Source organism: Mesorhizobium erdmanii USDA 3471, from assembly GCF_000472705.1.
Classification (GTDB): domain Bacteria; phylum Pseudomonadota; class Alphaproteobacteria; order Rhizobiales; family Rhizobiaceae; genus Mesorhizobium; species Mesorhizobium erdmanii.
In genome coordinates this window covers 50729-71952 of sequence record NZ_AXAE01000026.1, presented here as the reverse complement: position 1 = coordinate 71952, position 21224 = coordinate 50729, and the positions used below count along the sequence as shown (strand labels likewise).

Sequence of the window (21224 nt, the reverse complement as noted above, 5' to 3'; positions counted from 1 at the left end):
GGTGGGCGACCGATGAAGGCGACAGGCCCGCCAACCATCCGGCCCCCCAACCTTCAGCCTTCAGCCTTGAACCTGCCGTTCGGCCTGATCGTCGAGATCAGCCTTGCCGTCCATGACGACATTGCCTAGCGGTGCCGAAAGCGTCCAACGGACAAAGCCGGGCTGCCGTTCGAGCGACGCGCTGCCGGACAGGCTGCTGGGCACGACACGCAGCAGCACGACATTGCCGAAGCCGCGGTGCGGCTCCGCCTCGGTCGGTTCGGCGCCGCCAGGCTTGTGCTCCTCCCAGACCAGTTCGAAATCGCCGCGCTCCTCGCCGTTCGCCGGCACCCGCCAGCTGATCCGCACCGTTCCCGCGTCGCCCGCAAGGGCGCCGTATTTCGTCGCGTTGGTGGCGAGCTCGTGCAGCGCCATGCCGATGTTCTGCACCGCGCTGAGCTGCAGCGTGACGTCGGGCCCGGAAAGCTCCAGCCGTTGCTCATGGGCGAAGGGTTTGAGATGCTCGCGCACGAGGTCCGCCAGGCCCGCGCCGCGCCAATCGTTGACCACGAGCAGGTCGTGGGAACGCGAAAGCGCCATGATGCGCTCGCGGATCTGGAACTCGAACGCGCGCGGGTCGGTCGCCCGCTTGGCTGTCTCGCGGATCATCGACAGGATGACCGCATACTGGTTCTTCACGCGGTGGTTCACCTCGCGCATGAGCAGCCGGATGTGCTGGTCGCTTGCCCGCCTTGCCGTGACATCGGCGGCCATGCCGAACCATTCCTGGATCGCCCCGTCCTCATCGAGGATCGGGATTGCCCGCGACAGGGTCCAGCCGGCGCTGCCGTCGGCACGCCGCACGCGGTGCTCCAGTTCGAACACACCGCGCTCGGCGATCGCCCGGTCGATCGCCGACTGGATGCCGGGCTGGTCCTCGGGAAACAGGTACTCGTCCTGCCAGCGGATCGCCGGCCGCTCGACGCTGAGCGGGAAACCGCTACCGTCGATCTCTTGCATTTCCTGCCAGTCCGGGCTCGTCCGGTAGATGACGTCGGAGCTGGCTTCGACCAGCGCACGGAAGCGCTGCTCGCTCTCGCGCACGCGCGACGCGGCCAGCACCCGCGCCGTGGTTTCCGAAACGATGCACAGCACAGCCTCGACGCCGCCGTCCCGCGCCCGCACCGGCGAATAGGAGATGTCGAAATACACCGTCTCGCCCACCCCGCCCGAGCGCTCGATGTAGAATGGCCGGTCTTTGGCCGAAAACGTTTCCCCTGTTTCGAGCACGCCGCCGAGCAGCGGCTCCAGGTCATCCCACAGCTCCGCCCAGTTCTCCCGCGCCGGCCGCCCCAGCGCGCGCGGATGCTTGTCGCCGATGGTCGGCGCGTAGGCGTCATTGTAGAGCGCGATGAATTCCGGCCCGCAAAACAGCACGATCTGGGCATGCGCGGCGAGCAACAGGTCGACGGTCGTGCGAAGGCTGGGCGTCCACCCATCGGGCGGCCCGAGCGGGCTCGTGTGCCAGGGATAATCGCGCATCAGTGCCGCGATTTCGCCCCCGCCTCGCGGCCATGCCATGGTCATCCGCCCTTCCGCCATAGCCGCAATAACGCGCGAAGCGGATTAAATATCCGTGGGTTGGCCGGGAAATTTCGTGCAGGCTGTCGCGGCAGCGCCTGGCCTCGTGCACACAGGGGCGGCGGACAAGCGCGCCCGGGTCGCGGCCGATGCCGGCGAGGCCATCCAGACGCCCACTCCGGCGGCCGCGCCGCTCGCCGACGCGAGGCTTTCGGCCCCGCGCACATCGTGTAGTCTGGTGGTCCACTTGGGAAGAATGACCGCATGAACACCGCCGAAACGCTGCCCTTTCTGTCGTCGGCGGTTCTCGATCGCCTGGCGATCTCCACGCCCGACATCGTCGACGAGATCGAACGCCAGATATCAGGCCAGCGGCGCGGCGAAGTCTGGTGCGCGCCCAAGGCCGCCGTCTGGCCGGGCGACGACCGCTACATCATGGCGACGCTGGGCGTTGCCTCCAATCCGCCGGTGCTCGCCACCAAGTCGCTGGTCGTCAACCCGCGCAACGCCGGGCGCGGACTGCCGACGCTGAATTCGCTGATCACGCTGCTCGACGCCGAAACCGGCCTGCCGCTCGCCCTGGTCGACGGCAACTGGGTGACGGCCAAGCGCACGGCCGCCTTGAGCGCCGTCGCCGCCAGGCGCATGGCGCGCGACGACGCGTCGTCGATCGCCTTCATCGGCTGCGGGGTGCAAGCGCGCGGCCACCTCGAAGCCTTCGCCGACCTCTTTCCCTTGCGCGAGATCCGCGCCTTCGGCCGCGGCACCGCCAACCGCGACGCGCTGTGCGAAATGGCGCAATCGCGGGGTCTGGAAGCAATCCCATGCGACACGGCAAGGGCAGCGATCGAAGGCGCCGACATGGTGGTGACGACGGTGACCCTGGTGCCCAAACCCCTGCCCTTCCTCGACGCCAACTGGCTGAAGCCAGGCAGCTTCGCCGTGATGACCGACCAGGCCCTGCCCTGGCTGCCCGAAACCATGCCCCGCTTCGACCGCATCATCGTCGACGACCTGGAGCAGGAGAAAAACATGGCCAGGCCGATGGTCGACCCGGCGACGGTCGCGGGCGATTTGACGGGGCTGGTGTGTGGGGATTTTGCCGGGCGAGAGAGTGCGCAGGAGACGACGGCGTTTGTGTTTCGAGGGTTGGCGGTGGGGGATTTGGCGGTGGCGGGGTTGGTGTATATGCGCGCGCAGGCGGCGGGGGTGGTTGGGGCGTAGGGAAGGCCCGGAAGGTTCGGTGCGGGCTGTATTGGATCGAAAATCGCGACCGGGATCATCGCTTCGCTGGCTTCGTGGCCGACGCAGAGCGTTTCCGCGCGGCCCCGGCGGTTGGCACTACGGCAAGGCGGCCCGCCTGATTAAATGCTTCAATCGCTGGACGCGAGATCGGCGCCCTGGAAGGTCAGATCCGCCACCAGCCGGAAAACGACCGCATGGCCCAACGCTACCGCCAGGAGGCGGTCATGCTCGCGGCCTTGGCGGAGAAGGAGCGGTGCCCTTAGGCGGCGTTGAACGCGAAGGGTGCTTGCTGCAACAAGCCTTCCGAGCGGACAAATACTCTGCAGCTGATGCGGGCGCGCGTGATGCCGTTATAAAGTAATCTAGCCCTTAGCTGATCGCCTCCCGGAACGCCGTGCGGCCAGAGGATGATGACGTGGTCGAACTGTCGGTTTTTCGCTTGGTGAATGCCGAGTAATGGAACGCCGCGAACGCGGTCGCTTGTATAGGCGCGAAAGTTCGCCGCCTTACGTTCGACCAACGCACGCAATTCGGGTGCCGACCACGCCGCCTTCCCTTGCCTGTTCAGAGCCTGGAGCGCTGCTGCTGTGACATGCGGGATCCAGCGAGGCGGATTCTCCAGTTGCCCAAATCGTGCTGCGATCTGGCTAGGGTTCAAAATGTCAGCGTCCGCAATACCGGTCATCACCGCCTCGATCTCGTCGGAAGCGCGGGGCTCAAGGACCAGCCTGATCGGCGGAATGTTGTAGTTGGGAGATTGCAATCCCTCGCCAAGCCTTTGAGCGATCGCATCCGCCCAGGCGCGCCCTGCCGGTGGGAAGAGGACGGCACGGGTCCCTTGCGCTTGTGCTATCGCGGCGCCAATCCGGAACGGCGCGACGTTCGGAAAAAAATAATTGATGCTTAGACCCGGTCCGGCTGCAGGCGCAGCCAAGTGGCGGAGATTTGCGCCCGCGTTCAGCAGACCCGCGACAGCCGTGCGGTGGATGTGATTGAGCTGTGTGGTCTCCCCACCTTGGAACCATGCCAAAAACGGACCTGTATCCAAATCTTCGTCGAGGCACTGAAACTCGTCTGCTGCCACGAACACCGAAGCATGCAGCGCCAAAGCGCTGATGATCCGCAGTCTCGGCGGCGACAACTCCTGCGCTTCGTCCACCACCATGACCGGGTAGGACCGCGCTACCCACATCGCGACCTGTGGGTGTTCGAGCAGTTGCCCGCATGCATCGCAGGTCTCGTTGAAATTACCCGTTTCGAGATTCAGGGAGGCAGCCAACGATCGCCAGCGGGTCCAGACCTGCAGGGCGAAGCTATCGATCGTCATGGCAATCGACTTTCCACGCAAAAGCAGATTTGATCGCAGTTCCTCATCGAGGCGCCGGCGCGAGCCATGCATGAACGTCAGCGCCAAAACCTTCTGGTGCGGCTCCAAGGGGTGTTGGGCCAGCCGCTCTTCTACCGATTCCATAAGTCGGTATGTTTTGCCCGAACCCGCCGGTCCCTCAAATCCCCGGAAAGGCATCGTTGAACGACCAGTGGACGGTGATGCCGTTGGCATGTGCTACTTGTGTGGCAGAATTCGCAGGAGGAGCCTTCCCTGTCGCGATGGCCGCAAGCACGGCTAGGACATGCCGCACGCGGCGGCTGCATGCTGGCTTTGCAACAATCAGGTCGGCAAGAGTGCCGTGCAGAATTTCGTCCGTCTTTGCCGCTGGCGATTTCAGATAATTTGCAAGCGCCGCAATGTTGGCAGGAAGGTTGAACGGCACTAAATCCGCGTGCGCGATGACACTCGCGTCCACTGCGCAAACCCAAGAGACGACATCTTCGATCTCCCAGCCGTTCGGCCACTGGATGATACGCAAGCAAGGCGATGCTCCACCGGACAGCGCATTCTTGTAGTCGTTGCCTGATGGGTCTCCATCGACGAGACAGCTGAGCGTGGGATGCACGAGTGCAAGGTCGCGGTAGGTTTCATTGATGCGGGCGTCCTTGGTCGGGATCACACCGACTTCGTGCGTAAAGGTCGCGCCTTGCGGATCGGCGGGCAATTCTGTCAGATCGGCGATGCGTCCGAGCAATCGCAGCCAGGACGCGTCGAACTTTCCTTCGGGTATCAGAACTGAAGGGTGCATCACTGCCGAAACTGTCGCCGCACGTTCGGTGAGAAACAGTGAGCGCCTGACAGCGGTCGCATTCTGATCGATTGGAACGGTCAGCAGAGGGCTCGCGGTCAGCGCCCCTGCGCGATTGACCATCAGGACAAGTTGGTGAGGGGCCGCAACTGCCGACACGGTGGGCGAATGGCTGGTAATGATCGTTTGCGTCGTCATCCTTTTAAGGTAGTGAAGCAACTTTCGCTGCTGCGGCGGCGGAACGTGCAGTTCCGGTTCTTCGATCAGCATAATGAAGTTATCGCCGCGCGCTTTTCGCAGGCTTCCAAAGCGCATCAGCAGCACGAGTGTCTGAAGGGAGATTATGCCGTTGCCATGCCTGCGGCCAGGAAGCGGCGGACGAGCCGCCTCCTGAAAATGCGGCATCACTGCATCTAGGACACCTTCGCTGTCTGTCGATGTGAGGCGAAGGCTGAGATCGATCTGTCTTCCGAACAGAGTTTTGAGATCGTTGTTCACCTCTCCGACGAGCACCGAAAGTCTACCGTCCTCTTCGAGCGGCTGTTCCGGATCGCGAAGCCTATCACGCTCTGCCAGAACCGCTTCCGCAGGATTACCACCGACATAGGCGACCGTCTTGCGGAACAGGTCGGACCCGAAAGACATCATCTTGTCCCAAGTCCGATTGGCTGGAACGAGGAAAAGGCCGAGTTCCTTAATTAGGTTGACCGGGAGCGGCACAGCGGGCGAGTCATCCGAAAACGGATCGTCGTCGAGGGCATGGTCGTAGAAGTAACGAGCGGTCTCGGTTTCTAGGGTGGTGCGGCCAAAGCGGGCGCAGAAGGCGATCTGGCAGGCGAGTTGAGTTGCTTGCGCCGTAGCCGCCGGATGAAGGTCGCCGCTGGCGGGGTCGAACCACTTCTCGACGCCGCGTCCTTGTCGAAACCACTCGTGTTGATGGGCGGGGTCGTTGGGCGCGAAATCGGAAATGGTGGCGACGATCTTGATCCTCGTCGCCGCCTGCGGATCGGAGCCGAAGAAGTCATGCTCGGTAAGGGTACGCACCAGCCGATCGCGCCCCAGCAATAAGGCGAGCGCCTCGACGACGGTCGTTTTGCCGGAGTTGTTGGCACCAATAAGAATAGTGAAATCGCCGAACAGAACCTTACCGTTCTGAATGCCACGAAAACCTTCAATATCGAGTCTTACGATTTTCATTGTTCCCACTCCCAAGGGAACAGTACCTCCCGCAGGAGCGTCGGCAAAGCGCGAAGAATGCTACTCCTAGTCTTCGTGCCGCGAATTCGATAAACAAACAACCATCAGAGGCGAGCCGGCGGCCTTCAGGTCCCGCAAGGATTTTGTCCAGTAGGCGCCATCATCTAGAAGACACAGCGAACCAAAGCATGAAAATAGCGGAACGAGCAATCGACAAACTGGCGAACGCGATGCGCATTTATGCAGAGGCAAACGCAAGGTTCGACGGGCTGAAGAAGGTCGACCTTCAGGAAGCTATCGACAATCTGGACCGCAGTTTTGAGGCCAAATTGGAGGCTTTTCACAGCCTGTACGACATAGACAAAGCGGCCTTTGACTATTTTGAGAACGCAGATACGTCGGTAATTTTGCTATTGCGAAACGCTATTCACCACAGAGATCATGAGTTGTTTTCGAGTTGGAATGAGACAATGGCCCAGGAAGGAGGTCCATTGAGGTTCTTGGGAGCCGAATTTCTGATAGCAAGTCACTATGTTGTCGGTGGCGGACATGTAGCTAATCAACTTTACAAGGCAGAGGACTTCCTTCTACGTGTGGACAGCGAGCTGAATTCGCCTGCTCTCGAAAGCAAAATGAGCCCGAAAAATCGGAGCAAGATTGCGGATCAGTTGAGAGCAGACCTCAGGTTCAACGAATTGCTCGCCAAGGCGAATGCCGAACGTTACCCAACTCGGCAGATTTATTTGAACGTCATACCGATATTCATTTCGGCCGTTTGCAGAACATTCAAGAGCCTGAAAGCCAGAGGGGCGAGTTTCGCCGGGTTCGACGCGAGCACGTATGAAATGCACTTCACAGATGAGTTGCAAGTCGACCTCTCGGTGCTTTCTTACAAGACGATTCGAATTCGTTAGGGGCTCGCGTCAGTGCGATGAAGCTCGTCGACGCGAAGCTTGCCTGACCTGTGGACGGTCGATTATCGCAGCTCGCTCAGCAACCTCTCTACAAGAACCTTAGGTGAGTCGCCCGTGATGTTCACGGCGCGGTGTTGCTTTCGGAGAATGCCGACAACGAGACAGGCCGTCCACACCCAGAATTTCGAGTTCGGTGGAAGGGGAAAGCCGTTTATGAGCGCTTCGAGGCGATCGGCGATCGGCGGATAATCCGACGTACCCCAATGACCATGCGAGGGCGTTATCGCGTACACTATGATGGCTGCCAAGGCTATTGATGTCGCGCGCTTGGCGCAAACATCCTCGTAGTCGTGGGAATGAGCTTGAGCGTATTCGGCAAGCTTTACCGTCAGGAATTCGCGAGCCCAGACGTCACAGCCGATTTCTTCCTCAGGCAATGTTGCTGGGTTGTTTTTTTCATTTAGATAGATGACGTGCTTGAGTTCGTGAAGAAGAGCGGAGGCGAGTGCAAGGAGGCTGAGGTCAAACGCGGCCTTGTCCTGATCATCCGAAAACGCGTCCCTGTCTCCCTGCGGTCGCGGCACGTCTGGTGGCCAGTCTATGTCGCCTGTCGTGGTTGCTTCGATGAGATCCTGTGCTGCGGCGAAGCGCGCCTTGTAGTCGCGCTCGAACTTTCCCAGAGCCTCGTCACGGTCGAGGACTTTTTGGATCGGAATTCCTGAGTCTGAGGCTATTAAGATGGCTGGTGAATAGGCCTCAATCGACTTCCAGGCGCTGAATCCGAGCAGCCAATAGAGATCGATTGTCTTTAAACTGAACTGAATCCTTTTGTCGGTGGCCCTCATGGTGACGCCTGGTCGATCCGGCACTATTTCCACGATAGGAGCATATTGGCTCCAGATGGAGCAGATTTCGTCGTCGCGCTCGGGGACTGCTCCTCGCAGGAGATCGAGGATTGCTGCCTTTGCCTCGGCTTGCGAGATCATCTGATGCACCATGCGAATTGAATGTAGTGTTGCGGAGCTTTAGTTAGGGGTTTGGCGCGACGGTCGTCTTGGCTGCAAAAACGAAATCGATCGCGGAGGCGCAAAAGATTGCAACGTCGAGCGCCATCGCCGGCGTATGGATGTCACTTGTTCCATGCGCAAGCGAGTTGCGCATATGGCGTAGTGCATCGATCGGATCCATTTGCCCAGCAGCGACCGTCGTTGCAGTGGGTAAGATGCCGTGCTTGCGAGCTTGATCTATCAGTTGCCCCAGACCGCCCCGATCGGGGCGACCAACCGCATTCAGCTGATGTTTGAGCGCGAATTCGAAGGCTCCGAATGCCTGGCTTTCGCCGACGACGAGCAGGTCATAATCAAACCAGGCATAGAGCAGAATGTTACGCGCGCGATCAAAGGCGGCCATAACCGCTGCCGGCACTTGGCTCTTCAGTGAGATATTCTCGATGGTGGCGTGATGGTCGGCGAGGGTTAACTGCCGTACTCCTGCGGCATCGGCGACGACCAGATTGCCAAAGCGTGGATCGGCGTTGAGAATCTGGTCGGCCGTTTTGAAAGCCATCGCGTTTCCAATCAAGTTGCAAGAGGTAACCACGCGCCGAAAGCGCTTACATGAAGAAACGCCGCGCCCGCCAAGAAGGCGTCTGTGCGTGTGCGTCACACCCCACCTCAATCATCTCTCCCGGCTAAATATCGATAGACTTCTATTGCTCGTGCTATGATGATCGTCGCTTCATACTGGTGGCCCTTGAGGCAGTTCTGGCTCGCTTTGGCGCAAACCGCATTGAGTTGGGGACGCCATCCTTCGAATGAACCGCAGTTTCACGAAGCTAGTACTAACCTTGATCGTAACCGACGAGAGGTCGGCGGCAGAATGGTTACTTGCTGATGACTTGAGGCAAGAGTTGATCGACCGCTTCCGGCCCACACCAAGACATTCGAGACACTGATGCTAAGCGTTGGCAGCGAGGGCGCCCCGTCCCCTCATCCCCCCGCCAGCCTCGGCAGCAAAAAAATCTCCGCCCCCGGCGGCAGTTTCTTCCCCCAAGTATCCCGATAAATCACCCCGTCGATCGCCACGGCAATGCCGCGATCGATCCAAGGCTCGAAGCCGGGATACTGTTCAGCCAGCTTCCTGAACAGTTCCCTGATATCCTTGGCCTCGACCTCGACCTTGCTCTTGCCGCCGGCGAGCTGGCTCAGCGCACCCCAGAGGGTGACTTCGACCATTTTCGCCAGCCCCCGCCTAGCCTTCCCGTTCCGCCTCGATCGCCGCCAGGATGCGCGGCGGCGACATCGGGATGTGGGTCATGCGCACGCCGGCCGCGTTCGACACCGCGTTGGCGATCGCCGCCAGCGGCGGCACGATCGAGGTTTCGCCGACGCCGCGCACGCCATAGGGGTGGTTGGGGTTGGGGATTTCCAGGATCTGCGTGTCGATCATCGGCAGGTCGGAGCACACCGGGATACGGTAGTCGAGGAAGCCGGCGTTCTGCAGCCTTCCGTCCTTGCCGTAAATATACTCCTCGTTGAGCGCCCAGCCGATGCCTTGCGCCGCACCGCCCTGGTACTGGCCCTCGACATAGGTCGGGTGCACCGCCTTGCCGGCATCCTGCACCACCGTGTAGCGGATCACCCTGGCGGCGCCCGTCTCGGGGTCCACCTCGATGTCGCATATATGGGTGGCGAAGGAGACGCCGGCGCCGTCGGCGACGAGCTCGCTGTGGCCGGCGATCGGCCCGCCGGTCGTGCCCGACTTAGCCGCGATCTCCTTCAGCGACAGCTTGCCGAGATTGCCGTGCTTGTCGCCCTTGGCCACCGCATGGCCGTGTTCCCAGACGACGTCGTCGACCGGGATATCCCACATCTGCGCGGCGCGCTCGCGCAGGATCTTGATCGCGTTGCGGGCGGCCGAGATCGTCGCCATGGAGGACGAGAAGGTGCCGCGGCTGCCGTCGGTCATGTCGTTGTAACCCAGGGACGAAGTGTCGGCGACGATGGCCTTGAGCTGGCTGTAGTCGATGCCGAGCTCCTCCGCCGCCACCAGCGACAGCGAGGCGCGGGAGCCGCCGACATCGACCGTGCCGACGGCGAGCGAAACCGAGCCGTCCATGCCGATGTTCAGGTCGACGCAGGTCTGGCCGCCGAAATTGAACCAGAAGCCGCAGGCCATGCCCCTGCCCTGGTTTTTCTTCAGCGGCGCCTTCATGTGCGCGTGGTTCTTCACCGCCTCCAGCGTCGGGCCGATGCCGATCGGGCCGTAGACCGGGCCGTAGGAGGACCGCGTGCCTTCCTGCGCGGCGTTCTTGATGCGGAATTCGACCGGGTCCATGCCGAGCTCCTTGGCGAGCTCGTCGACGGCACTTTCCACCGCGAAGGCCGCCATCGGCGCCGAGGGCGCGCGATAGGCCGCCGTCTTCGGCCGGTTGACCAGCACTTCGTAGCCGACCGTCTTGACGTTATCGAGCCTGTAGCAGGCAAACGCCGTCATGGCGCCGATCTCGGCCCAGGAGCCGGCATAGGGGCCGCAGGTGTAGCGCAGCGTCGCTTCGGCCGCGGTGATGGTGCCGTCCTTGCGGGCGCCGATCTTGACGTCGATCGAGGTGGCGCTTGTCGGGCCCGAGGCGCGAAACACCTCGTCGCGGGTCATCACCAGTTTCACCGGGCGGCCGGCCTTGCGCGACAGAGCGAGTGCCACCGGCTCGGCCCAGACATGGGTCTTGCCGCCAAAACCGCCGCCGATCTCCGACGAGGTGACGCGCAGCTTCGAGGCTTCCATGCCGAGCAGCTGGGCGCAGTGCTGGCGATAGACGAAATGGCCCTGCGTGCAGACCCACAGCTCCGCCGTGCCGTCGGACGAGACGCTCGCCACGCAGGCATGCGGCTCGATATAGCCCTGGTGCGTCTGCTCGGTCTTGAACGAGCGCTCGACGATGAAATCGGCATGGCCGAAGCCCTGGTGGACATCGCCATGGCCGAATTGCGAACGCTTGGTCACGTTGGACGGCTTGACCGGCTTCTGCTCCAGCCCCTCGGTGAAGATCGTGTCGTTGATCAGCGGGGCGTGGTGCTGCATTGCCTCGTCGACATCGGTGACATGCGGCAGGATCTCGTAGTCGACCTCGATCAGCTTCAGCGCCTGCCTGGCGGTGCGGGCGTCGATAGCGGCGACCGCGGCCACCGCATGGCCGTCATAGAGCGCCTTGGTGCGCGCCATGCAATTGTCGAGGATGTCGTACATGGCGGCATCGCCATCGGTGAGGTCGGGCAGGTCCTTCGCCGTGATCACCGCCTTGACGCCCGAAAGCTTTTCCGCCTTCGAAGTGTCGATCTTGCGGATGACCGCATGCGCGTGCGGGCTGCGCAGCACGCGGCCGACCAGTTGGCCGGCCATGTTGAAGTCGGCGCCGTAGCGGGCGCGGCCCGTCACCTTGTCGACGCCGTCGGGACGGACGGGGCGTGTGCCGACGGACGTGAATTTACGCCCGGAAAAACGCGGATCGAAATTCATTGTCAGGCTCCCTTCATCACATGTGCCGCGTCCTGGACGGCGCGCACGATCTTGTCATAGCCGGTGCAGCGGCACAGGTTCCCGGCCAGGCCGAAGCGGATTTCCTCCTCGCTCGGGTCGGGGTTTTTCGCCAAAAGGTCCTTGGCCGCGATCAGGAAACCCGGCGTGCAGATGCCGCATTGCAGCGCCGCATGCTCCAGGAACTTCTGCTGCAGCGTGTGCAACTGGTCGCCATGCGCCATGCCTTCGACGGTCTCGATGCGCCGCCCTTCCGCCTCCGCGCCCAGAACCAGGCAGGAGCAGACCAGCCGGTCGTCGACGATGACGCTGCAGGCGCCGCAGTCGCCGGTGCCGCAGCCTTCCTTGGCGCCGGTCAGGCCGAGCCGGTCGCGCAGCACGTCGAGCAGCGTCTCGTCAGGCTGGCAGAGATATTCAATCGTGTCGCCGTTGATTGTCGTCGAGACTGCAATACCAGTCATCACTTGCCTCCTGCACGTGCGTAGGCGGTCGTGGCGGCACGTCTGGCCAGCACACCCGCAACCTTGCGTCTGAATTCGATGGTACCGCGCTTGTCGTCGATGGGGCGGCAGGCCCCGGCGCAGACTTTTGCCAGCCGCTCGAGGGCCGCCTCGTCCAGCTTCCGGCCGATAAGCGCCTCGGCGGCTTCCGCCACCAGCAGCACGGTCGGGGCCGCCGCGCCCAGCGCCACGCGGGCCGCCGTGATGACACCGGCCGCGTCGATCGTCAGGTTGACGCCGGCGCTGACCACCGCGATGTCCATCTCGGTGCGCGGAATGAAGCGCAGGTACGCATCGCCCGAATGCGGGGCTTGGCTGTCGAGCAGGATCGCCTCGATGATCTCGCCCTTGGCGAGCGAGGTCCTGCCCGGCGCGGTCGGCACGGCCTCGACGGGGATGGTGCGCTTGCCCGACGGGCCGGCAACCACGGCCCTGGCACCGGCAGCCACCAGCGCCGGCACGCTGTCCGCCGCCGGCGAGGCGTTGCACAGATTGCCCACGATGGTGCAGCGGCCCTGCACCTGCTTGGAGCCGATCAGCTTGGCCGCCTCGACGACGCCGGGCCATGCCTTCTTCAGCGCCGCGTTCTCGCCCAGCACGGCGCAGGGAACGGCGGCGCCGATGCTGAAGCCCTCGGCGGTTTCGCGGATTTCGCCGAGACCAGCGATCGACTTGATGTCGATGATCAGGTCGGGTTCGACAAAGCCGCCCTTCATCCTAACCAGAAGGTCGCTGCCTCCGGCAAGAATGGCGGCCATGCCAGCCGATCCGGCCAGTTGGCCGACGGCATCTTCGATTGAAAGCGGACGTATGTAGCGCATCGTCTCCCCTTGGATATGGCGATTTCAGCGACCGTTATAAACACTCTCCTCATAATGGCTATCCGGTTCGTCATTTGCGACGATTGGTCCAGCCGCCACGAAATCGAGTGCGGGTTCTCAAAAAATCTGCGAGCCAATGTCGGACTGGTCAAGCCCCGTTCGTCCTTGGGACATCGAACAGGCATCATGAAAGGACAGGATATGCCCGGTACCGTACGTCTGCACCGCGTTCTCACCACCAGCCCGGAAAAGGTCTACCGCGCCTTCGTCGAGGCCGACGCGCTGGCCAAGTGGCTGCCGCCGAACGGCTTCACCTGCACCGTCCACCACCTCGAGGCCAAGGTCGGCGGCACGTTCAAGATGTCGTTCCGCAACTTCACCACCGGCGGCAGCCATGCCTTCGGCGGCGAATATCTCGAACTCGTTCCCGGCGAAAGCCTGCGCTACACCGACAGGTTCGACGATCCCAACCTGCCCGGCGAAATCCAGGTCACCGTCAAGCTGAAAAAAGTCTCGTGCGGCACCGAGATCGACATCACCCAGGCCGGTATCCCGGACGTCATCCCGGTCGAGGCCTGCTATCTCGGCTGGCAGGAATCGCTCCGCAACCTGGCAAAGCTGGTCGAGCCCGAGATCAATCAGTAAGGCGAGTCCAGAAAGTGCGCGGCGCCGCCTTCGATGACATGCTCATCGGGCGGCGTTTGTGCATCGAGGGCCCTGACCGCACGATCACGACTATCTGATCGCATCGATAGATGAGTTCGAGGCGCCCTGCCCCGACCGAATGCGGTAAAGCATGTCGTGCTGCCCTGAATGAACCTCCACCGCGGACCGCAAAGCCGGTGGCCCAACACACCGGTCTCGGTTACTTTCAGATGATGAATCTCCCGCTCCGTCGCATCGTCCTCACCGTCGCGCTGCTCAATCTCGCTTATTTCGGGATCGAGTTCTCCGTGGCGCTCACCATCGGATCGGTGTCTCTGTTCGCCGACAGTGTCGACTTTCTCGAGGATGCGTCGGTAAATCTCCTGATCCTGCTCGCGCTCGGCTGGTCGTTGCGCGCTCGAGCCCAAGTCGGCATGGCGCTGGCGCTCATCCTGCTGGTGCCGGGCCTGGCAACGCTCTGGACGGCATGGGAGAAGTTCAACATGCCCGTGCCGCCGCAGCCTGTCGCCTTGACCTTGGCGGGACTGGGCGCGCTCGCCGTCAACCTCTCCTGCGCCTACATGCTCGCCGCCTACCGTCACCACGGCGGCAGCCTCACGAAGGCCGCGTTCCTGTCGGCCCGCAATGACGCCATCGCCAACATAGCCATCATAGCGGCGGGGTTGGCCACGGCCTTTCTCTGGCGTTCCGCGTGGCCGGACCTCATCGTCGGGCTGGGTATCGCCGCGATGAATGCCGATGCGGCACGCGAGGTGTGGCAAGCGGCGCGGGAAGAACACCGCGCCGAAGCGTAGTTCGCGCGGCCCATGCCTTGCCGCTTCTCATAGGGACGTTTCGGTTTGCGGCATTGGAAGCCGTAATCCTCGACAAAGCCATGAGCCTCGTGGCGGTGGCAACCGCGCTGCTCGTGCCGGCACGCAAGCGCAGCGAACCCAGGTCCCTGGACGGCTGACCGTCAACCGCAGCAGCTGCCCTTGGCCGGCGCCGCCATATCCTTGAAAATCACGCAGTCTTGCCCGGGGCCGCCGGCGCAGGCGATGTCGCAGCGGGTGACAAAGCTCTCCAGCCGTCGTTCGAGCACGCGCAGTTCGGCAAGCTTCTGGCGGACTTCGTCAAGATGCGTCTGGGCGATGTCGCGCGTCTCGACGCAATCGCGGTTGGTGCTGATCGACAGCTCCAGCAGCACGCGTACCTGATCGATGCCGAAGCCGAAGTCGCGGCATTGCTTGATGAACGTCAGCCGGCCCAGATCCTCGTCGTCATAGGTGCGTTGACCTCCGGCGGTTCGTGGCGCGGGAGGCAGCAGCCTGATCTCCTCATAGTAGCGAATTGTCGGCGTCGAGACGCCGGCAGCCTTGGCGAGCGCCCCAATGGTGAACACGCGGATGTGAAGGTTCATCTCAAAAACACTCCTTGAACCTCAAGTTACTTGAAGGAGTACGCTTCCCCTTAGTCATGTGGAAGGAAAATCCTGCCGATGGACCTTTTCGGAAATCGCGTCGCCCTGATCCGTTGGACGTCGGCAATGCTGGCGATATCGGCGCTTCTCTTTGCCGCTGCCGTGTCGGTGGAAGGCAGCGGGCATCGGGAGTCCGCCAGCGTCGTCGCCCATGACGAGGCGGCCGAGTCCCAGGAGCAGGGCGATGAAGCTGGCGAGACCTCCAAACATCAGGACAGCGCCGCGACCAGCGAAACGGGCAGTCGTGCCGAGCCGACGCTTCTTGGCATCAACCTCGAAGATTCTCGCCTGGTGTGGGGGTTCGTGGGTGTTTCAATCTTGCTGGCAGTCGCCGTGATGCGCTTCGGGGTCGTCGCACCGTTTGGCAATACGACGCTTTTGCTGGCCATCCTGCTTGCGGGCGTCGCCGCAATTCTCGATGGTCGGGAGATATTCCTGCAACTCGATCGGGCCAACGCAACCGTCGCGGGCCTCGCCGGACTGACGGCGCTCGCCCATATTGCGGTTGTCATCCTGGCCGCGTTGGCCTGGCGCGCCGCTTCTCCCGCCCACCCGGCAACAATACGTAATACACGATGAACATTGACACGACGTTCTTCGGCACCAGTCTTGTCCTGGTGGCCTGCGCGGCCTGTTGCTCACCGCCGCGGAGACGGCGGCCGGCGCAGCCGACGCGTGCTCGAAACTCAGACGGCATGCCTGTTCTTCCGGGCACCTTCCTGACGTTTGCATGTGCTACGATCGCCCGGCATCGCGTTTCTGGCCCGCCGAAGCCAGGGAAATTGGACCGTGGCGGGTAAAGCCGTTTGTCGCTAGCACTTCCATATCGATTTTCGATGCGCCCCGGGCGACCGGGCGTAGGGTGAGAAATCCAGTGGAGGCGAAAAAAGCATGACCCTGACCAACCGGGACATCGTCGAACTGACCGAGTGGCGGCGCAAGCTGCACCGGCAGCCGGAAATCTCCAACGAGGAGGAGAAGACGGCGAAGGAGGTCGTCTCCTTCCTCGCCGACACCGGTCCGGACAAGGTGCTGACCGGGCTGGGCGGGCATGGCGTGGCGGCGGTCTACGACAGCGGCAAGGCCGGCCCGACAGTGCTGTTCCGCTCCGAACTCGACGCGCTGCCGATCGAGGAGCTTTCCGGCGTGCCGCATGCCTCGCGGGTGCCGGGGAAGTCGCATATGTGCGGCCATGACGGGCACACCGCGATCCTGGCCTCGCTTGGCCGCCAGCTCGGCCGTCAGCGGCCGGCCAGCGGCCGCGTCGTGCTGATGTTCCAGCCGGCGGAAGAGACCGGCAATGGCGCCGCCGGCGTCGTCGCCGATCCCCGCTATGGCGAGATCGCGCCTGATTTCGCCTTCTCGCTGCACAATCTGCCTGGCGTGCCGTTCGGCGAGGTGCGGGTAAAACCCGGCGTGGTCAACTGCGCCTCGCGCGGCATGCGCATCATGCTGGAAGGCAAGACCGCGCATTCCTCCATGCCCGAGACCGGTATCTCGCCGATGCCGGCGATCTCGGAGCTGATGCCGGCGCTGCCTGCGCTCGGCCGCTTAACCTTCGCCGACGACGATTTTTCCATGGTCACCGTCACCCATGCGCAAATGGGCGAGGCCGTGTTCGGCATCGCGCCAGCGCACGCCGAGGTCTGGGCGACGCTGCGTACCCGCCGCGACGAGCGCATGGCGGATCTGTGCACTGCTGCCGAAGCGCTGGTCAAGGAAATCGCCGGCCGGCACCGCCTCTCGGCCCGCTTCGACTATCACGAGATTTTCGTCGCCAGCGTCAACGCCCCGGATGCGGTGGAACACCTGCAGCGCGCGCTGGACGAAGAAGGCGTCGCGCATGGGCAGGAAGCCCTTCCGATGCGCGCCTCGGAGGATTTCGGCTTGTTCGGCCATAGCGCCAGATCGGCGATGTTCTTCCTCGGCGCGGGCGAGCGGCACCCTTCCCTGCACAATCCGGATTACGACTTTCCCGACGACCTGATCCCGATCGGCTCGAAAATCTTCATGCGCACGGCGCGCAATCTTTTGGGGTGACCGCGACCGTTACGCGGATCTGAGATATGGGCGTTTGTGGGCGGGCTTCTTGGTCTGGTAGTTCGCGGCGGGAACCGGGCGACCGACGCGAAAGCCCTGGATCCTGTCGATGCCGAACTCGCGCATGAGCGCGATCTGCTCGTCGGTTTCCACGCCTTCGACCAGGATCTGGTGGCCGCGATTGCGCACCAGGGCGATGATGTCCTGCAGCATCGCCATGCCCTTCGGCGTACCGCAGTCGTGCAGGAACGAGCGGTCGATCTTGACCGTGTCGAAATCGATCAGGCGCAGCCACGACAGGCCAGCAAAGCCGGTGCCGAAATCATCGAGCCAGATCTTGATGCCGAGAAGCTTCAGGTCGCTGATGCAGCGCAGGATGTCGGAGTGCATCTCCATCTCGAGCCCTTCGGTGATTTCGAAGGCCAGCCTGTTGCCGGTGACGCCGGTCTCGCCCAGGATGGTCGCGACGGACGCGGCGAAGCCAGGCGTCTTGAGCTGGATCGGCGAGACGTTGACGCTGACGACGCGGACGTGATCGTCCACCAGGAGTTCGTTGCAGACCGTGCGTATCGCCCAGCGTCCCAGTTCCAGGATCGCGCCGGTGCGCTCGGCGACGGGAATGAACAGGCTCGGGGGAACCAGGGTGCCATCCAGCATTTTCAGGCGCATCAGCGCCTCCACCGCTTCGAACCGGCCCGACGCGACATCCTGGATGGGCTGATAGACGAGCGACACCAGGTTCTGGGCAATGGCGATCTTCAGCAATGCCGCAAGGTTCTCGCTCTCGTCGCTGCTTTGCGGATCCGTCGGGTCGAACAGCCGCGCGCAATTGCGGCCGCTGGCCTTGGCCAGATAGAGGGCGCGATCGGCCTCGTGGATGATCTTCTCCAGCTTGGCGCCGGCCTGCGTCCTGGTGAACGCGGCGCCGACGCTCGCCGTGACGATAGAGATGCCGTCGCGCCTGAGCTCGTGGGTAAGCGCCAAATTCTCCACCGTGCGGCAAATGGCTTCCGCCAGTTCCGTCACCTTGTCCTTCTTGTCCATGCGCGCCAGCACGATGAATTCCTCACCGCCATAGCGTCCGATCGAACCATTATAGTCCTTGATCAGGTCGCTGAGCGCATTGGCGACATGGATCAGGCAGCGGTCGCCCTCCTGGTGGCCGTAGCAGTCGTTGAACTTCTTGAAGAAATCGACGTCGATGAGGATGGCCGCGAAACTCGAGCCGAGCTTCTGCCAGTCGCTCCAGTAGTCGCGCAGCTTCTCGTCGATCGCCCGCCGGTTTTCCAGGCCCGTCAGCGGATCGGTCCGCGACAGTCGCAGAAGGGCCTTGCCGCGCTCGGTGGCCTCCTTGTGCTGGATCTTGGCTTCCAGCGCGTTCAGGAAGACGTTGTAGCGCTCTTCGTTCAGCTTCCAGTTCACATAGGAGGTGAAGGTGAAGCACGAGACGTAGAACGTGCCGAACACCATCTTGTATGTCAGCGTGGCCGGTAGAAAGTAGTTCACCACATACAGGATGCACAGGATGATCGTCGACGTGATGATCGAGACCTTGAAGCTGAACGTGAAAAACAGGTTGGCACTCATCATGAAAATCGTGCCGAAGACCATGTAGAAGGCGACGCTCTCCTTGTTGGCGCCCATCGAGGCGGGCAGCAGCCAGCCGATATAGCCGAAGATGATGGCCGCGGCGCAGGTCACATCGAGCCAGTCCGTCGCCGCGCCCCGGCGCAGCTGCGCTTCCAGGACCAGCAATGCGGTCAGCCCGACCGCGAAGCGCGCGGTGATCGTATAGGCGGCGACGTCGGGGATCAGGATCAGATCCGATACCGAAAACAGCACATAGATGACGACGGCGATCCACAGGCCGGGCCTGGCGTCTTTCCTGCGCTTCGCCTGGGCTTCCCGGCGGTAAAGGATGCGCAGTTCGGCCCCCCCCAGTTCCTGGCGCGGATCGTATGGCTCCACCTGCGTATCGGCCAGTCTGGATGACGCGCGTTCGGTCACCAACCCCTGTGACAGGGCATGCTCCGATCCGACCTCTTTTCCAGCTTCTGCCGCCACGCAGGCCGACTCCTTTTGGGCGCGACACGATTTGCCGTGCAATCAAATGCAATGGTGCAAGACAAGTTTGCGTTAACTCGAACCCGGATTCTTATCTGCAAGATCACTAATGAGCTCAGATGGTTAGCGGGAAATTAATCATACCGATAAAAAGCGTCCGGGCCGGCGTTGGCAAATGCGGCATTCTACGCGATAAGTTAACTGACTGTTAACCACGGAGCGTTGGTGTGCAAACTGTCCTTGATGGCCAAAGCCTGATTACCGCCGAGATAATCGCCGCCAGTCTGCATCGGAAGCCCGAGCATCATGGCGAAGCGTTCGAGACCGCTCGTGCCGAGTTGGCGCTCATCCTCCACGCCACGCAGCAGCAGATCGACCAGCAGAAATTTCCCGCCGAGATCGTGCGCCGCCTGCTGTCGCAGCTCAACGCGCTGCGTGCCAAGGTGCATCCCGACGTCTGGCAGGCGCTGATACCGGTGGCGCAGGAGCACCCGCTGCTGCAATATTTTCTCCAGGATCCGCTGACGCACTGGTCCTTCACCAAGCCCAGGGGCTATTCGGGCGACGCGCAGCTGCTCGACTTCATCTATTGCGACCCGCACGTGGCCGACAGCGTGGCCAGCGCCTCGGAAATCGGCAAGGCGCTCTACAGCCACACCCAGAACGTTCCCTCCTGCGTGGCGGCCCGCGAACGCCGCGATCTGCTGACCCGCTATGTCGACGAGGCCGCGGCCAAGAACGGCCCCGAGACCGAAGTGCTGGCGATCGCCGCCGGCCATCTGCGCGAAGCCAACCGCTCCGTCGCGCTGGCCGAAGGCGGCCTCAAGCGCTGGGTCGCGCTCGACCAGGACCCGCAGAGCGTCGGCCTGATTGCCCGCGATTTCCAGGGCACCGCGGTCGAGGCCATCGACGGCTCGGTGCGGACCGTACTGACAAGGGGCCACAAGCTCGGCAAGTTCGACCTGATCTACGCCTCGGGCCTCTACGACTACCTCCAGCACAATGTCGCGGTGAAGCTGACCAAGACCTGCCTGCAGATGCTGAAGCCGAACGGGAAATTCCTGTTCGCCAACTACGCCGAAGGCACGCCCGACGCCGGCTACCGCGAGACGTTCATGGACTGGGTGCTTTTGCTGCGCTCGGAAGTCGACATGTGGAACATCGTCAACGCCAGCGTCGACCGCAACACCGTCGACGCGCAGGTGTATTTCGGCGAGAACCGCAACGTGCTGTACGCGGTGATCGAGAAGCGCGGATAAGCGCCAATACCCGGCGAGCGCCCGGCGTGAATTGCCGACTGCATGAGGCCCAAAGGGGACGGTCGTCTCCCGCGGGGTGTGTCCAGGCGAAGGTCTAAGCGATACCGCTCTCAAGGAGTGGGCATCCACCTTGACTGATCGATGCACCCGATCGGCGTGCGAAAGGCCAGCGCGTGCAATCGCGCTGGCCTCGGCGTGTCATGCGTGCCGGATTTCCGTGCCAAGCACTTTCAGGCATTCGCGTATGAATGCGGCAAGGGCCGTCCAGCCTTTAGCCGAAACCATTGTGCCGTCGACATAGGCCTCCGTCGGCGACAGATCGATGTAGGTGCCGCCGGCGAGTGTCACTTCCGGCTCGCATGCCCCTAATGCCCCAACCTTCTTGCCGCGCACGACGCCATCGACAGCGATCAGAATCTGCACGCCGTGGCAGATTGTGAAGATCGGCTTCTGCGCTTCGTGGAAATGGCGCACGATCGCCTGCACGCGCTTGTCGGTTCGAATATATTCGGGGCCACGACCGCCGGCACAGTAGACGGCATGATACTGGTCGAGCTGCCTCTCGGCTTCCGAGAACGTCTTGTTGATCAGCGCGTAGTGGCCGAGCTTTTCGGTGTAAGTCTGATCGCCCTCGAAATCATGCAGCGAGGTCTTGATCAGGTCGCCGGCGTTCTTGTCCGGGCAGACCACGTGGATGGTGTGCCCAACGGCTTCCATCGCCTGCTGATAGACGAAGATTTCGTATTCTTCGGTGAACTCACCGGTCAGCATCAGTATCTTTTTACCTGGCATGGTTCTTCCTCTCAGTGTCTTGGGGCTAGGGCAAGG

19 protein-coding genes and 1 pseudogene are annotated in these 21224 nt (G+C 62.5%); 8 read left to right on the top strand and 12 right to left on the bottom strand.

Going from position 1 to position 21224, the window contains the following annotated elements; translation table 11 throughout:
• Positions 1-60 precede the first annotated feature (60 nt).
• Entirely contained in the window at positions 61-1566 is a 1506-nt protein-coding gene (locus tag A3AU_RS01000000135845; protein ID WP_209444667.1) for a sensor histidine kinase, read from the bottom strand.
• Between the two features lie 258 nt (positions 1567-1824).
• On the opposite strand from A3AU_RS01000000135845, the gene A3AU_RS0121525 reads away from it, so the two are divergent.
• Positions 1825-2784 carry an ornithine cyclodeaminase family protein gene (locus tag A3AU_RS0121525; RefSeq protein WP_027054707.1) on the top strand — a complete coding sequence of 320 codons (960 nt, stop codon included), beginning with the start codon at positions 1825-1827 and terminating at the stop codon, positions 2782-2784.
• A 280-nt stretch (positions 2785-3064) separates the two neighbouring features.
• On the opposite strand, the gene A3AU_RS0121520 is transcribed toward A3AU_RS0121525, so the two are convergent.
• A complete protein-coding gene (locus A3AU_RS0121520) occupies positions 3065-4276 on the bottom strand; it encodes an ATP-binding domain-containing protein (protein ID WP_027054706.1) in 1212 nt (403 codons plus the stop codon).
• 34 nt (positions 4277-4310) lie between these two features.
• On the bottom strand, positions 4311-6140 hold the full coding sequence (locus tag A3AU_RS0121515) for an ATP-dependent nuclease (protein WP_027054705.1): 1830 nt from the start codon (positions 6138-6140) through the stop codon (positions 4311-4313).
• Between the two features lie 188 nt (positions 6141-6328).
• Here A3AU_RS0121515 and A3AU_RS0121510 point away from each other — a divergent pair, with 188 nt between their 5' ends.
• Complete coding sequence (locus tag A3AU_RS0121510; RefSeq protein WP_027054704.1) at positions 6329-7054, top strand: hypothetical protein; 726 nt, start codon at positions 6329-6331, stop codon at positions 7052-7054.
• A 62-nt stretch (positions 7055-7116) separates the two neighbouring features.
• Here the strand turns inward: A3AU_RS0121510 and A3AU_RS0121505 are convergent, their stop codons facing one another.
• The 6 genes from A3AU_RS0121505 to A3AU_RS0121480 all read right to left on the bottom strand — a co-directional run bounded on the left by A3AU_RS0121505 (position 7117) and on the right by A3AU_RS0121480 (position 12908).
• Positions 7117-8040: a phage exclusion protein Lit family protein gene (locus A3AU_RS0121505; RefSeq protein WP_032917870.1), complete on the bottom strand. Its 924-nt coding sequence runs from the start codon at positions 8038-8040 to the stop codon at positions 7117-7119.
• A gap of 43 nt (positions 8041-8083) precedes the next feature.
• On the bottom strand, positions 8084-8620 hold the full coding sequence (locus A3AU_RS0121500; RefSeq protein WP_027054702.1) for a hypothetical protein: 537 nt from the start codon (positions 8618-8620) through the stop codon (positions 8084-8086).
• Between the two features lie 422 nt (positions 8621-9042).
• Complete coding sequence (locus tag A3AU_RS0121495) at positions 9043-9288, bottom strand: MoaD/ThiS family protein (protein ID WP_027054701.1); 246 nt, start codon at positions 9286-9288, stop codon at positions 9043-9045.
• Between the two features lie 16 nt (positions 9289-9304).
• On the bottom strand, positions 9305-11569 hold the full coding sequence (locus A3AU_RS0121490) for a xanthine dehydrogenase family protein molybdopterin-binding subunit (protein ID WP_027054700.1): 2265 nt from the start codon (positions 11567-11569) through the stop codon (positions 9305-9307).
• A 2-nt stretch (positions 11570-11571) separates the two neighbouring features.
• Positions 11572-12048 (bottom strand): (2Fe-2S)-binding protein, encoded by a 477-nt coding sequence (locus A3AU_RS0121485; RefSeq protein WP_027054699.1) that lies wholly within the window; start codon positions 12046-12048, stop codon positions 11572-11574.
• A complete protein-coding gene (locus tag A3AU_RS0121480; RefSeq protein WP_027054698.1) occupies positions 12048-12908 on the bottom strand; it encodes an FAD binding domain-containing protein in 861 nt (286 codons plus the stop codon). The genes A3AU_RS0121485 and A3AU_RS0121480 overlap by 1 nt, the downstream gene beginning before the upstream one ends.
• A 201-nt stretch (positions 12909-13109) precedes the next feature.
• Here A3AU_RS0121480 and A3AU_RS0121475 point away from each other — a divergent pair, with 201 nt between their 5' ends.
• From A3AU_RS0121475 to A3AU_RS1000000140460, 3 genes and pseudogenes are all read left to right on the top strand, one after another.
• Positions 13110-13553, top strand: coding sequence for an SRPBCC family protein (locus A3AU_RS0121475; RefSeq protein WP_027054697.1), 444 nt, complete (start codon positions 13110-13112; stop codon positions 13551-13553).
• Between the two features lie 230 nt (positions 13554-13783).
• Positions 13784-14368, top strand: coding sequence for a cation efflux transmembrane domain-containing protein (locus A3AU_RS0121465; RefSeq protein ID WP_027054696.1), 585 nt, complete (start codon positions 13784-13786; stop codon positions 14366-14368).
• 5 nt (positions 14369-14373) lie between these two features.
• A pseudogene (locus A3AU_RS1000000140460) lies at positions 14374-14508 on the top strand (sulfite exporter TauE/SafE family protein); the annotation flags it as partial.
• 21 nt (positions 14509-14529) lie between these two features.
• On the opposite strand, the gene A3AU_RS0121455 reads toward A3AU_RS1000000140460, so the two are convergent.
• The gene (locus tag A3AU_RS0121455; RefSeq protein ID WP_027054695.1) at positions 14530-14973 is read right to left on the bottom strand and encodes a MerR family transcriptional regulator; all 444 of its coding nucleotides are present in this window, start codon (positions 14971-14973) and stop codon (positions 14530-14532) included.
• Between the two features lie 78 nt (positions 14974-15051).
• Here A3AU_RS0121455 and A3AU_RS01000000135840 point away from each other — a divergent pair, with 78 nt between their 5' ends.
• Together A3AU_RS01000000135840 and A3AU_RS0121445 are read left to right on the top strand one after the other, a co-directional pair.
• Positions 15052-15612: a hypothetical protein gene (locus tag A3AU_RS01000000135840; protein ID WP_032917855.1), complete on the top strand. Its 561-nt coding sequence runs from the start codon at positions 15052-15054 to the stop codon at positions 15610-15612.
• A 312-nt stretch (positions 15613-15924) separates the two neighbouring features.
• Complete coding sequence (locus A3AU_RS0121445) at positions 15925-17073, top strand: amidohydrolase (RefSeq protein ID WP_027054694.1); 1149 nt, start codon at positions 15925-15927, stop codon at positions 17071-17073.
• 9 nt (positions 17074-17082) lie between these two features.
• Here the strand turns inward: A3AU_RS0121445 and A3AU_RS0121440 are convergent, their stop codons facing one another.
• The gene (locus tag A3AU_RS0121440) at positions 17083-19080 is read right to left on the bottom strand and encodes a putative bifunctional diguanylate cyclase/phosphodiesterase (protein WP_027054693.1); all 1998 of its coding nucleotides are present in this window, start codon (positions 19078-19080) and stop codon (positions 17083-17085) included.
• Positions 19081-19364: 284 nt separating this feature from the next.
• Between A3AU_RS0121440 and A3AU_RS0121435 the strand changes: the two genes are divergently transcribed.
• On the top strand, positions 19365-20396 hold the full coding sequence (locus tag A3AU_RS0121435; protein WP_027054692.1) for a class I SAM-dependent methyltransferase: 1032 nt from the start codon (positions 19365-19367) through the stop codon (positions 20394-20396).
• A gap of 198 nt (positions 20397-20594) precedes the next feature.
• On the opposite strand, the gene A3AU_RS0121430 is transcribed toward A3AU_RS0121435, so the two are convergent.
• On the bottom strand, positions 20595-21188 hold the full coding sequence (locus A3AU_RS0121430) for a DJ-1/PfpI family protein (RefSeq protein WP_027054691.1): 594 nt from the start codon (positions 21186-21188) through the stop codon (positions 20595-20597).
• Positions 21189-21224 lie beyond the last annotated feature (36 nt).